7 protein-coding genes are annotated in these 15,050 nt (G+C 44.0%); 2 read left to right on the forward strand and 5 right to left on the reverse strand.

Annotated features, from left to right (window positions below; genetic code table 11):
- The gene (locus ACHZA2_RS00305) at positions 1–3,141 is read right to left on the reverse strand and encodes a PAS domain S-box protein (RefSeq protein ID WP_319578034.1); all 3,141 of its coding nucleotides are present in this window, start codon (positions 3,139–3,141) and stop codon (positions 1–3) included.
- 331 nt (positions 3,142–3,472) lie between these two features.
- Between ACHZA2_RS00305 and ACHZA2_RS00310 the strand changes: the two genes are divergently transcribed.
- Together ACHZA2_RS00310 and ACHZA2_RS00315 are read left to right on the forward strand one after the other, a co-directional pair.
- The gene (locus ACHZA2_RS00310; protein ID WP_319578035.1) at positions 3,473–4,558 is read left to right on the forward strand and encodes an ABC transporter substrate-binding protein; all 1,086 of its coding nucleotides are present in this window, start codon (positions 3,473–3,475) and stop codon (positions 4,556–4,558) included.
- A 126-nt stretch (positions 4,559–4,684) separates the two neighbouring features.
- Positions 4,685–6,637: an ATP-binding protein gene (locus tag ACHZA2_RS00315; protein WP_319578036.1), complete on the forward strand. Its 1,953-nt coding sequence runs from the start codon at positions 4,685–4,687 to the stop codon at positions 6,635–6,637.
- A gap of 3 nt (positions 6,638–6,640) precedes the next feature.
- On the opposite strand, the gene ACHZA2_RS00320 is transcribed toward ACHZA2_RS00315, so the two are convergent.
- The 4 genes from ACHZA2_RS00320 to ACHZA2_RS00335 form a co-directional block, all read right to left on the reverse strand.
- Positions 6,641–7,030, reverse strand: a complete 390-nt coding sequence (locus ACHZA2_RS00320) for a response regulator (protein ID WP_319578037.1) — start codon at positions 7,028–7,030, stop codon at positions 6,641–6,643.
- Positions 7,031–7,362: 332 nt separating this feature from the next.
- On the reverse strand, positions 7,363–8,373 hold the full coding sequence (locus ACHZA2_RS00325) for a response regulator (RefSeq protein WP_319578038.1): 1,011 nt from the start codon (positions 8,371–8,373) through the stop codon (positions 7,363–7,365).
- A gap of 147 nt (positions 8,374–8,520) precedes the next feature.
- Entirely contained in the window at positions 8,521–11,625 is a 3,105-nt protein-coding gene (locus ACHZA2_RS00330) for a PAS domain S-box protein (RefSeq protein ID WP_319578039.1), read from the reverse strand.
- A complete protein-coding gene (locus ACHZA2_RS00335) occupies positions 11,603–14,989 on the reverse strand; it encodes a PAS domain S-box protein (RefSeq protein ID WP_319578040.1) in 3,387 nt (1,128 codons plus the stop codon). Before ACHZA2_RS00335 ends, ACHZA2_RS00330 begins: the two co-directional genes overlap by 23 nt.
- Between the last annotated feature and the right edge of the window lie 61 nt (positions 14,990–15,050).

Raw genomic sequence — 15,050 nt, forward strand, 5'->3', positions numbered from 1 at the left:
TTAATTATCCCCTATAATAAAGCCCTCTTTCATCGGAATTCTCATTTTTACCAGGATGCCATGTTCTGAACTCATAATAACCTCTCCGCTTGCCTGAAATACCAGGTTCTGAATAAGTTGCATCCCAAGAGAATCACAGTTTTCAAGCATAAATCCATCAGGAAGCCCTTTTCCGGTATCCCGATAGGAAATATCAAGCCATCCCTGATTTGTATGCAGAATTTTTATCGAGATTTTCCCTCTCTCATCTGCAATAATTCCATGTTTAAACGTATTTGTCAGGAGTTCATTGAAGATCAACCCCAGAGGAATACCGGCATCGATCGTCATTTCAAGTGTGGGATCGCAGACAATATCAAGGGTGATACGGGAGTCATCCAAAGAAAAATCTGTTATTATTGAATTTGCAAGTGAACTGATGTATTCAAGTAGATTGATACTCACCAGGTTATCAGTGCGGTACAGTTTTTCATGAACCATAGCCATTGAAAGTATCCGGTTCTTACTCTCTTTGAGAACTGCACCAACCTCCGGGTTATCAATCATGCTGCTCTGCATCCTGAGAAGACTCACAATGATCTGCATATTATTTTTTACCCGGTGATGGACTTCTCTCAACAAAATATCTTTTTCATGGAGCGATTGACGCAGCCCGGATTCTGATTCCTTCCGGGCAGTGATGTCCATGATACTACCAATAACTGCAGGTCTGCCCTGGTAGACAAACTGGCTGATGAGGTTTTCAAGAAAGATTACCCTGCCATCTGCGGTGATCGCCCTTATTTCATAATCATCAGTCGTTTCCGGGGTATCTATCACCCTGTGGTGACGATCTACAGCAACAGACGTGTCATCCGGATGGAAACAGAGTGTAAACGGCAACATCTCAAGGGTTTCACGAGGATATCCAAGAATTTCACACATCCGTGGATTCACATACATGAGACGGTCATCCTGGACCAGATATATGCCAACAAGTGAACGTTCCACAGGCCGGTGAAACAGTTCTTCAGTCTGCGAGCGGGCTATAACTGATGCAATAATTCCGGTAGCTGTAATCAGGGAGTCAATAATTGCATGAGAAAACTGCTGATCTGAGTGAAAGTTGAGAATTCCAATCGCACCCCAGAGGGAGTCGGAAACAAATATCGGGAGATACAGGAATGATGCTGGTACTCGATCTCTGTACCTGATTTTCAACTCATCTGAAATATCCTCACTATTCCCCTGGATTGAAGGTGATTTCGAAAGGACTGAAACTTTTTCAAGGAGTATCCGGGTAGAGATATCTCTGTAAAACACCTGATCAGAAGGTGATGTTCCTTCACTCAACCAGTCGTGAATAATCTGGCATGAGAAGGTTTCATCATTCGGGTTAAATCTGGAGAACAGGAGATAGTCATTTTTTACTGATAATCCAAGGAGGTTGAGACAGATCGGTATATGTTTCTCCCAATCTTCACTCTTCACCAGAATTTTTGCAATACTGCTGACAGCACTCAGAATAGTATCCCGATAAATCAGTTCCTGGCGTGTTATAACAAGATCGGTTATATCCAGAGACGTTCCTACAATCCCGGTAACATCTCCTTTCAGGTCGTGAACCGGCACCTTGGATGTTACCAGCCATACTGGCACTCCCTCCTTGGATAACACATGCTCTTCTATATTGTATACAGGTCTGTCGGTTTCAATAACCTCCCTGTCCACCTGCTGACGGTTTGTCGCAATAGAATCAGAGAAGAGATCCATGTCGGTTTTCCCTTCAATATCTGCGATTTCCCGTCCTGCAAAAAATATGAATGGATTATTAGCAGTAAGGTACTGAAGGTTTTTGTCCTTCATGTAAATCTGGGCAGTAGAAGAGGAGAGAATTGCCTGAATACGTTCATAGTATTCGTGCTCACTCCGCTCCGCCTTGACTCGCTCACTGATATCCCTGCTTATGCTGAAGAGAACGTTTCTTCCTCCCCAAACCCCCACAGTTCCCCGCGTTTCAACAGGAATCAGCGTACCATCTCTTGTAATAAATGGAAATTCGTTTTTGATGCTTGACCCAGTCCCGGTCAGATCAAGAAACTGATAGATTATCGCATCACGGATGTCATTAGAATAGAGTACATAAATGGGAGATCCCACTAGTTCATCTTCCTGATATCCAAGAGTTCTTGTAACTGCAGGATTCACACTGAGGATTGTTCCATCCATATCGATGACAAAAACAAGTTCCTGCATTGCAACGTAGAGTTCATTCAACTCTTCCTGGCGATTTCGAACCTGTTCTTCTGATTGTATCCTGATTATGGCATTTCCGAGTTGGGAGACGAGTATTTCAATGGTATCGCGAACAGGAGGATTAATGGGATGTGGGACTTCAAGAATGAAAGAGAGGGCCCCAATAACCGTATCGCCCCCGTGGATTGGGATCTGACCTCCTGATATCAGGTCTTCTGACTCTCTTCCTGTAACCGGATAATACACCGATTCTCCCTGGAAGATAACTTTATGAATATCGCCGAATGTGAACTTTTTAAGAAGGGAATTGGATAAATTATGAGAGATTAGGAGTTCTACCTTTTTTTTGACAGGATTTAGAATATGAATACTTCCCTGTGTACATCCTGCAAGCAACCGTACCGATGTTAAACAGGCATCAGATGCCTGACTCTGCGTTGAAGATGTTGAGAGATTAGACATCAAATTACGCTGAACTGCAATAAACATCTCGCGTTGCTTGATTCCGGATTGAAGTTCCTTATTAGCGCGATATTTTCCTACCGAAATTCTAATTTTCTGACCTATCTCGTTGAATAAGATCGAAATATCGTCAGACTTTAATTGAATGAAATCGATTCCGGCGTCAATTGCCTGAAGAAAGATTGATGAGTCATCTTGCCCGGTTAAAAGAATAAACGGGATATCAGGGGTCTTAGTTTTTACCTGGTTGAAAAAGGCAATTCCATCCATCTCAACCATCATGTAATCTGAAATGATGGCATCGACTTCGAATGATGTAAGGTATTCAAGGGCTTTCTCAGGGGATGAGAAGACCTCCACGTCAAATCCTCCGATATCTTTCAGATATATCCCTAAAATATCAGCAAATGCAGGTTCATCATCTACTGCAAGCACCTTGATCATAATAATCCGGACTGATAAATGAGAGTGATTGTAAGGGAAGATATATGTTTGGTATATAAATTAGGGCGATGAATTTCTGGAAAAATGATTCACTTCTTATCTGAAATTTCATGGAGAGAGAGAACAGGCACTACCATCTATTCAATTTCCTGAATCATTCATCTGTACTCCACTTTTATTAGCTCATAAGCCTAAACAAGCAACATTTAAATGATGGATTGGTACGTCATTGTATGAGAACGGCACGATCATACCGGAGTTCTCTCTTCTGGAGGGCTCTGATTTACCCGGATAAAGAAGGCCTGTCCTGAAAACTTGTGAGGGAGTTCAGATGGAAAGAAAGAATGAATTGATAATTGTCGTGATTCTAACATCACTTTTCATAGCAGTCATCTGCCCGGCTGTTATAGCTGAAGATAAAAATACAGATCAGGTCGCACAGGGTGGCCAAACCATAACCATCCTTGATGATCGGGGGCAATATATCACAATTCCATATCCTGTTCATAACGTGGTCTTTCTTGTAGAAAATGCGATGAACAGCATGTATGCTGTTGGCGGGGCAGATAGAATTGCAGGTATTGGAAATATCTGGATGTTTGAAAAGAAAGAGCCATTTTTTCGAGCCATTGACCCGGATTTTGATTCCAAACCAAAAATTACGGATACAAACGGAGAGGTAGACCTTCAGGCCCTCTCACAGATAAACCCTGACCTTGTAGTTCTCTGGTCTGCAGACTGGAATGATCAGGCGACTACTGCAATTAAAGAACAGGTTAAGGTTCCGGTGTATGGCGTTTATTTCACAAAATTATCAGATGTTTCGAGAGCAATCAGCGTGTATGCAAAGATGATTGGTGATGAGAGCCGTGAGTCTGAAGTTGCCTCAATAATGACAGAGTACACAAAAAAGGTAACAGATAAGACTGCAGGTCTTCAGGATAGTGAAAAGCCGACCGTCTATTGGATGTGGGGGGATATTTACGGGACTGCCGGAATTAATAGTGCTTCGAACGAGTTAATTCGCCTTGCAGGAGGAAAGAATGTTATTGAAACTGCCGATATCATCGGGAAAAGTGATGAACATCCGGTTATAGATCTTGATACACTCAGGAAACTCAACCCTGATATTATATATCTCTGGTATAATGAGGATGTAAACCCTTCAGATATTCTTCGGGGAGAGGGGGAATTTTCTCAATGGAGGGATCTCAAGGCAGTTAAGTCCGGTAGGGTGTACGAAGTAGCAGATCCATTTGTGTATGATTCCTTTTCGCCACAACAACCACTGGCGTTAATGGCCATTGCAAAGGATGTACATCCTGAACTCTTTACCGACATCAACTTATCTGATTTAATCGATTCTTTCTTTGTAAAGATGTATAACGTCCATTATCCCAGTTATTCACCGGCATAATCTTTCAGTTTTCTTTTTCCAGATCTGGTAGTATTGATCAACTAAGCGACAGATATAAATGCAATTGTGAAGCACCGGAAACAGATGAAGCTCAGAACCAAAGTTTTGATTCTGTATTTTTTCATTATGCTTCTCGTTCTAATTTGTGTTGGAGTTTTACTTCCATCATCTCTTCATGAAAAGAACCTTGTAAAAATTCAGACAGACACGACAAATCAGTTGAAACATATCGATTTTGCTCTCTCAAATTATATCGCCGAACTTGGTAACGACATTCGCCAGCTTTCAGAAGATAACGATGTCAGAAATCCAGATGACACTGGCTTTACATCATTCATCAATGCAACACCCGAAACGTTTCGTTACTCTATAGGTGAACGTGAACAGGTAATTATAGATGAATTAAACTCATTCAGGCTGAATCATCCATCTGTAAGTTCTGTGTACATGGGGAGAGAAGATGGAGTTTTTGTCAGATCCCATAAAAGGCCAAGTCCTACTGCGTATGATCCCAGAACCCGCCCATGGTATATTCTTGCAAAAGAGCACCCCGGACAAGTCGTTCGGACAGATCCCTATCAGTCGGTGACATCTCCTGATCTGAATATCGGAATAGAGAAGGCGATGGTTCTTCCTAACGGGACCATATACGGAGTTCTTGGAGCTGATATTACCCTCGTTGATCTTACAAAATACGTTACTGAATTTGGTTTTGGCAGGGATGTCCAGATAGCCATGGTTAATGAAACCGGAACCGTTCTGGCTGCTAAGGACCCCTCTCTTCTCTTCAACAATATATCCCAGGTTACCGGAAATCAGACATCAACCCTTCTCAACTCTTCAGAGGGGATGCTTACTCTGCAAAATTCATACCTGATCTATTATACCTCCCCATATCTTGGATGGAAATATGCAGTTATTATCCCATTTTATCAGATCGAGAAGGAGCTTTCAGATTCTATCGTCACAATTCTGATCTTTGTATTCATAGCTCTCATTCTTCTGAGTATTATCACGCTCCTGGTTCTCAACCATACTGTAATTGAGCCTATCTTAACCCTGACCTCTGTTGCGACTGATATTTCCAAAACCGGCCAGTTAAACCACTCTGTTCAAACAGAGATAGAAGGTGAGATCGGCGAGCTCTCACGATCCTTCAACTCAATGATTACAACAATAAAATTAAAGGATGAAGCAAACCTCAAGGCAAATAGCGAACTGTCACAGTACCGGGATCATCTCAGTGAGATTGTGAAAGAGCGGACATCCCAGCTTGAGACAGCCAATCAGTTGCTTCAAGATCAGAGAGACGAGTTAGAGATGATAAATTCCGAGTTGCAAATGGCAAAGCAACATGCAGAGGATATGGATCGGTTGAAGTCTGCCTTTCTTGCAACGATGTCTCATGAGTTGAGGACACCATTGAACTCTATCATTGGATTTACCGGGATCATCCTCCAGGGTCTGGCAGGACCACTCACAATCGAGCAGCACAAGCAGTTAGAACTCGTCAAGCATAGTGCCCGCCATCTTCTGGCCCTCATTAATGACGTCCTTGACATCTCAAAGATTGAGGCTGGTGAATTAAAGATCTCCGAAGAGTCGGTTGATATCATCCCATCAATCTTGTCGGTGATAACGACAATTCAGCCATTAGCAGCACAGAAAGGTTTGAGCATCGAGACAGATATCAGGGAAACCGAAGCTGTCGTAATTGGAGATCAACGGAGGATTGAACAGATAATTCTTAACCTGATGAGCAATGCAGTGAAATTCACCGAGTCAGGTTTTGTGAAGATCAGCCTCTGGACTGATCATGCAACTGTCAATGTGGCAATTCATGATTCCGGCATTGGTATAGAACAAGCGGATATTGATACATTATTCCAGCCATTTCATCAGGTAGACACGGGTACAACCCGGAAGCATGAAGGCACAGGACTCGGTCTATCGATATGTAAAAAACTGATAGAACTCCATAGAGGTACTATCACGGTGTCAAGTATACCAGGAAAAGGGAGCACATTCACAATAACTATCCCGGAAAAAAACAGGGATAATGGGGCAGATCAGGAGTGACAATTATTCGGGAATCTCACTATTTACCTGATTTTGTGGAAAATGAACACGAATCTGATCGACAAATGTTTCAGGATTGATCGGTTTCTCGATATAATCCGTAGCTCCTGCAGCAAGAATCCTTTCGCGGTCACCTGCCATGGCATATGAGGTCACTGCAATGATCGGGATATCCTGAATGTCTGGAGAACTTCGGATAATTTTGGCTATCTCATATCCATCCATGCCTGGTAGTTGAATATCAAGAAGGATGATCTCTGGTTTCTCCTCATGAGCCAGGCGAATACCATCCTGCCCATTTAGCGCTTCCAATACTGTAAGCCCATTACTTTCTAAGAGAAAGTGAATCAGGTACATATTCTGCACATTATCTTCAATTACCAGAATTTTCATAATTTCTTCCAGATCTGATGAGTGCTGCTGTCATTATCGAGAGCATCATTGATTCAGGGCATGAAAACCCCTTAAGACTGCTGTAGACATAGTAAGGGATCTCAGATATACTGGCTATAGATTATGGAAGGATATATATGTTGGGTTATGGATGGTAGAGCCTGATTTACAGAATACCGATATTCTTCTGTCTCCATCTGAAGACTACCTTGTAACCAGTAATACGAAATCCGGGGTTATTCCCGGGAATGCCAGAGTGACATTAATTTTTTGCCATGTAATAGAAAAAATGGAAAGAGTAGCCATATCACATATCAGTCACGAAAAATTCTCTATATCTCTTGCCCAAGGCCGTAATGTTTTATTAAAAAGGTTCGAACCACATCGGATTGGACCCATCCCTGGTCCAGTTTGGTTACAAGGTCATCAATTTTTTTCACCTGATCGATAATATCCTCTGATTCCTTTGATTCAATCATAGATGCAATTGACATGATGATGGCCAGGGGATTTCTGATTCTGTCATTTAAGATCTGAAACTGCGCCATATTGTGTTCGATCTGTATGATTCCTTTCTTTTCGATCTCTTTCTCAATTCTGACCATCGCTGATATATCATGGAGGAGCCCGATGGCCTGTATAATCTCTTCTCCGGCCAGGACGGGAACAAACGTGCAGTCCATCCACATATCCTCTTCATCTATCAGGTAATGGTGAGTCACCCTGGATGATCTGCCCTCTGTAAAGACGCTCTTTATCTGGTCTTCCAGGGTGATGAGGAGTGATGTGGGAAAGACAGCATGCACATCTTGAACAGACTCTGATGTGTCAGAGAGATGAAAGACCTGCTTTGATTTCGTATTCAGGTACGGGACTATGAGATCAGGGTTGATGATGCAGATAGCGTCTTCAGATAGTTCTGCGATTGTACGATATCTCTTCTCACTCTCAATGAGAGCTTTATCCATCGAATGCTTGTAGAGAGCCATCCGGATCGTAGTATTCAATGCCCGTTCTTCAAGCGGTTTGATGAGGTATCCGAACGGCTCAGACTGGACTGCCTGTTGCACCGTGGCTTCGTCTGAATGAGCAGTCAGATAGATGACCGGGATACCATACATGTTTTTGATAATCCTGGCTGCTTCGATGCCGTTCATCTCCCCTTTTAACGTGATATCCATGATCATGATATCAGGTAAAAGTCCCCCGGCTCTTGTTACTGCCTCCTCTCCGGTATCAATAATGGCGAGTACCTCGTATCCCAGATCCTCAAGCCGGGCCTGTATCTCAAGACCCGTTACAAATTCATCTTCAACAATAACAATACGGACGGGATCTATCATTATGTGCCAACCATATCTAGAGGGGGGTTTCGTGCAAGGTTCCCAGGTTTTATTGCCTTCATTACAAAGAATTTCTCCGGGACATTCACCAGGTAATCATGAGTATTATCATCTGAACAGATAGAGGTTGTGATCTCCGGACAGGATTTATGAAGGAAAAGTAATGACATATTGTGTTCCGTTATCCCGGTGAAGGTGAATTGTTCCATTCAGTTGAGCAACAAGCCCTTTTATGAGGTGAAATCCGAGTGTCTTTGCTGTGTCAAAGGTTATCTCTTCAGGGATTCCTATGCCATTATCCTCGAATACCAGGGTATAATTCTCATCGCGTGAGAGAGATACCCGGATCCAACCCGCTCTTCCATTCGGGAATGAGTACTTCAGTGAGTTGGAGAAGAGTTCATTTACGACCAGACTGCATGGAACCGCCTTATCAATCGGCATATATACCTGATCTGAACTGATTTCCAGGGTAATCTGATTCTGATTCACCTGAAAGGTCTCAAAGATGTGTCCTGAAATCTTCTTCAGATAGTCTGAATATTCTATCTGTTCAAAATCCCTGGACTGGTAGAGTTCCTCATGTACAAGTGCTATCGATCTGATCCGGTTTTGTGATTCGAGCAGAATATTTCGGATCTCCGGCTCCTTAACGTTGCGTGCCTGCATAAACAGGAGACTCGAGACCACCTGCATGTTGTTCTTTACCCTGTGATGGATCTCCTTGAGGAGGACCTCTTTCTCCCTGAGCGATTTATTTAGTTCTTCAGTTCGTCTCTGCACTTCTGCTTCAAGTTTTTCATTAAAATTTCTAAGGCTTTTTTCTATCTTCTTCTGTTCTGTAATGTCAGTAAGGACATTGAGCGAGGAAAGAGTACCGAGGTAGGTGATTGAGATCCCTCTTACGACTACATTTCTCCTTTCACCTGACTTCATGAGGATCTCGATCTCGTAGGGATCAATCTCCAATCCTTCCATCCGTTTCAGGAGGGCCATTGTGATCGTCTCCCGATATTCAGGGGCAATATACTGGGTAATGGATGTTTTAATCAATTCTTCCTGTGTATATCCCATTCTCTGAATCGCCGCAGGATTCACGTACTGAATAATGCCAGCCTGGTGAACAAGGATAATGTCAGGGACATTATCAATGAGTAACCGGTACCGCTGCTCACTCTCCCGCAGTTCATCCTCGACCTCTTTGCGATGAGAGATATCAGTATGAGTTCCCACCATCCGGACTGGTTTCTGGTCATCATTCCAGACTACCACCTTTCCACGGCTGAGAATCCAGAGATACTCACCAGACTTTTTCCGAAGCCTGAACTCGATTGAATAGGGGATCTGTGTACGGTGAAAATGATCAGATATTGCGGTATTGAGCCGTTCATGGTCATCGGGATGGAGCAGCGAGATAAACGTATCATATGACTGAGGCAACTCATATGGCTCATAGCCGAGCATGGTGTACAAGCGGGGATTAAAGTGGGTCTGTCCTGATGGAATATCCCAGTCCCAGTACCCGTCATCAATCGCTTCCATTGTATACTTCAGCCGTTCCTCGCTCTTTTGCAGTGCTTCTTCAGCCTCCTTGATCTTCGTGATATCAAGACAGATGCCAGACATTCGTACTGCAACTCCCTCATCATCATACATGGTCTTTCCCGCAGCTCCGATCCAGCGGTACCGTCCATCAGGGAGTCTGATTCGGAACTCATTCCAGAGATCAATCTTCTCCTTGATCGCCTTATTGCTCCGGTCAAGAGCAGGTTTCCGATCATCAGGGTGAATAATGGTAATCAGGGTTTCAAATGTGGGTTCAGCGGTATCAGGAAGAGCAAAGAGGGAGTAAAACTCAGGGTTCCATGTCTGAACTGATGATCGCATATCCCAGTCCCAAGACCCGGCTTTTGCAGCCCGTTGAGTTAACTGCAGCCACTCCTGAGTATCGTTCAGGCTCTCTTCAGCCTCTTTCTGCCTGGTGACATCATCATACATGGCGACAACATCCCCATTCTGCAATTTATAGACGAAATTGTCACGCCACCCTGATCGTTTTTCATCAACATAAAATGAAACAGGAAACTGCTTTGCAACCCCGGTCTTCCATACCTCTTTCAGGACATCAAACAGACCGAGATCCTTCACTCCGGGAAATACCTCAAGGATTGAGTGACCTATAATATCCTCTTTAACAACTCCTTCAATCCGTTCCACGGCGTGATTGATGTCTGATATCAGGAAGTCCTCGCCATCATTAACTGCCTGGTAAATTGCCATACCGGCATGCATATTGGAGAAAAGTTCGTGGAACCGTTTTTCGCTCTCCTTAAGATCCCGGGTACGTTCCCGAATCGTCTCGTCCTGTGTTGAGATGAATGTCTGAAGATCCAGAAGTGCCTGGAGTCGTCCCTCAACAACAGCATTGAGAAAGAGTGCAACGAGGGCGGTTATCGATATGAACAATTGAATTGAGAGCAGGTCTAAAGGAGAAAATGAACTTCCACTTGAGGTGGTAATCGCGGGAATGAACGCAAATACATCTCCAATTATCAGAGTCAGAAATACAAAGAAGAAGGAGAACCTGAAGACCGCATACATGATGAAGATGAGAAAAAGATAGGATACACCCATCTGAAACATCAGATATGAAGCTGGAATAAGGATGATAAAATATCCCACCAACTCAATCCATTTCCCTTTCGGAATGAATGGGTGAATGAAAAGATGAGGAGTAATCAATAATGGGGCTATGAGGATGATCCCTGAAAAATCCCCGAGCCACCAGGTAAAGATGTTCAGGACAAGTGCCTCGATCGGCAGATATCCCAGGAAATAAAGGGACAAAGCCCCGAATAGACTTGCAAAAAGGCATGAGATGGTGATGATTGCACACAACCGAAAGGTATGAAGAGGATTGGACAAAGAGAAGGATTCGGTCTGGTACTGTCTGAACAGGACTAAAAAAATAACGGCTTCAGCACAGTTTCCAATACCCAGAAGAGCAGCAGCCACCGGGGATAATCCTGTTGTCAGTACTACAAGAAAAGTTCCAAGCCAGATCCCGGGAGTGACCGGATACCCCCACCTGACCATCACGGCGACTGCAATACCTGCCGGAATCCAGAGTGGTGAGACGTTTCCATGGGTGATGCCGAACGTGAGACTGATCTTCGCGAAAATAAAATAGATTATCGTAACAAGAATGAAGCGGACGATCTCACTTTTTCTATTCAGGAAATATGATCTCATACGTTATCCCCCGGTTTCTGTCAATCTGTACAGAGCCGGACAATTGTCTGACTAACCCTCTGATCAGTTCAAGACCCAGAGTTTTGGGTGTTTGTGAGAGAGTTGATTCAGCCATACCAACTCCATCATCTCCGTATAGTAGATGATACATACCGTCCTGAAGGGTAAAATCAATGAAGATGGTTCCTTTTCGGTTATCGGGAAACGCATGTTTGAGGGAGTTTGAGATGAGTTCATTTATGATGAGACTGCATGGGACGGCTTTCGAGATGGTGATGAACTCACTCTTCTCAGATAACCTGAGTGAGATCCGGTAAGGATCGACCTTGTAGGTATCAAAAATGATCCTGCTAATCTTTTTCAGGTACCTGGAATAATCGATCCTATCAAGATCCATGGACTGATACAGTTCTTCATGGACCAGGGCAATAGATTTCACCCGGTTCTGGCTTTCAAGAAGGATCTCCTTGAGCTGTGGGTCAGATGAAAGCCGTGACTGCATGAACAACAGACTTGATACGACCTGCATGTTGTTCTTGACCCGGTGATGGATCTCTTTGAGCAGGATCTCTTTTTCCCGGAGAGATCTCTCTATCCTCTGTTCCATCTCCTTCTTCTGGGTGATATCCTGGAAACTGAACACCCTTCCAACAATTCCATACCCGATTCGCTGAGGTTTTGAATACTGCTCAATGATCCTGCCATCTGATAAGAGAAGAGTGTCTACAGTATCTTTATCAGGGTCTGAAGAGAGTGCATCCATTCGTACCTGGAATAATTCAGGATCTGAAACCTGCCTGGCCATGATCTCAAGCACGGCTCTCTCATCACCAGCCCTGATGACCGAATCAGGAATCTGCCACATCTCAACAAACCTTTTGTTATACACCGATATTGATCCCTTGTCACCAACAACGAAGATGCCTTCAGGTGTTGATTCGATCGTTGCAGAAAGGACGGATAGGATTTTCTGAAGATTCTGTTCAGCTGCCATCCGCTCCTCAACCTCAGTCTGCAGTTCTTCATTGATGAGAGAGAGTTGGTTTGTCCGTTCAGTAACCCGCTCCTCCAGCGTCTGGTTGATAGAACGAATCTTCTTTTCATTCTCTTTCTGAAGAGAGATGTCAAGGATAAAGGCAACAGACTCGGTCCGGTCCGGCTCAAGCAGAATAAAACCAACCAGTACCCAGATTCGGGTCCCGTCTTTTCTGAGGTACTGCTTCTCGTACGGAGTACAACTCCCCTTTTCCCGTGCTTCAGAAACTCCCTTCTCATCTAAGGGAAGAAATTCAGGAGGAGTAATATCAGTCCATCTGATTCCTCCGGTCTCGAAATCCTCCCGGCAATACCCGATGATCCTGAGAAACTCATCGTTCACCTGAAAGATAGAACCGTATATGTCACCATTCAGGGTTCCAATAACTGGTGCATTAAATAATGCAGATAATTTCTCCAGGTATCTTCTGATATCAGACTCCAGGCGCCTCTTCTCAGTGACATCCTGGACAATTCCGGATATTTTTAATGCGTTCCCTTTCTCATCACGGTATAATTCTCCAATGGAGAGAACGATCCGGTCTGATGAACCGTCTGCAGGATGGATGGTAAGTTCTACATCAAACGGGATATTCTTCTCAATCACTTCACCGATAGCTGATGTGACGAGATCCGGATCCTGGATGTACGGAAGGATCTCATATATTTCCTTTGTCCCATCCGGCGTATGATCCAATCCATAGATGGTGAAACACTCATCTGTTCCCCAGATCGTGTCAGTTTGTAAATCGTACTCCCACACTCCTACATGCCCAGCTTTCTGTGCTTCAGTAAGCCTGCTATGGACCTCGTGAAGTTCCTGTTCACTTCGCCGGATTGTCTCCATCTGGAAACGAAGTTCTTCCTGCTGGGATGCGAGTTCCTCATAACTTGTCCCAATCTCCTCATTCATAGAGGAAAGAGTTGCATTTTTCTCCTGAAGCTCAGTTTCGTATGCAATGCGGTCACTCATATCATGGATGATTGCCTGCCGGTATAAGGTTCCCTGGAAGGTTATCATCCGGACGCTGTCTTCAACCGGGAAGACGGTGCTATCTTTCTTCTTATTCTTTGTGACAAAGAGGATGCCATCATTATCACCGATCTGTGCAAGATCCTCTGCCACATGCTTCTTTGCATCATCTGTCAGGAGATCAAAAAGGACCATCTTTCCGAACTCTTCCCTGGTATACCCATACCAATCGACTGCCCGGTCATTTACCTCCAGAATGCGCCAGCCTTCATCGAGGATAAGGATAGCATCGTTGGCCTCCTGCATGAGTAGCCGTATCCTATCTGAAAGGAAGAGTTCGTGATCCTTCTGCGTGATCTCCTGTTGGAGATATTCATTTTTTCGGGAACGCCAGATGACCAGAATAATGAGGGCTCCTACTACTACAAGGAGAATGATTGTTCCGATCACCAGGTAGGTAAAATTCCAAAACGAAGCATAAGCCTCTTCTTTGTCCATCTTTGCAACGAGGTACCAGGGAGTCCCTGATATATTGGTAAGGGACGCCACCACCGGCACCCCCCGGTAATCATTGCCTTCAAAAATACCCCGATAACCCTTCACAGCCATAACTGCCGGGATAGTATCTTCTGATGTCGGAATCTTCAGGGAAAGGTCTGCATTCATGGCATATTTGAGATCACTGAGGAGAGCAACTGAATCATTTTCCTGCCTGGCGATAAGAGCCTCAGCAGTATCTGAAGATGTTGGCCATGACTGAATGAGAGGATAGAGGTAGTCCTGTGGATCTATCTGCAATACCAGGAGACCAACAGCCTGATCCCCTGCTTGCTTTCTGATAGGAACCCAGAACTCCAACACTTTCTCTCCGGAATCAGGATCCAGAAAGAGATCGACAAATAGCGGCCTGGTTGCATGGAGTGCGGTATCGAGGGTAGCATTCTTGCTGTGTGAACTAATTCCTGCAGATTCAGGCATTGAAATGATAGTCTCCCCGCTTCTTGAGAGGAGAAAGAGAGCATGGTACTTGTAACTGGTCTGAAATATCCTCATCCAGGTGAGGAGATCATCGTTCGTGACTGAAGAGGTTCCAATTGAAGGAGAAAGATACGCACCCAGATCATGATTATACATGGCAACTTCAGCATCAGATCTCCTCTCCCCAAACCAGTCAGATATTCCCTTCGCCTTCATCTCAGAGATCGTAGTCAGTTCTGAATGAACCTCTTCCTCGGCAATCTTCTGTTGGTTGTGTATAGAAAAAAAACCGAATAATAACAGGGTAATAAAAATAAAGAGAACTGCGAGGATAAGGAGACCTGACGAACGATTAATATATGATGGAATTAGTTGCATCAGCCCCTCCATCAATGATAGAAACCAGCACCAGATGTTCAATCATGACCAGGCGAAGTAT

Source organism: uncultured Methanospirillum sp., from assembly GCF_963668415.2.
Classification (GTDB): domain Archaea; phylum Halobacteriota; class Methanomicrobia; order Methanomicrobiales; family Methanospirillaceae; genus Methanospirillum.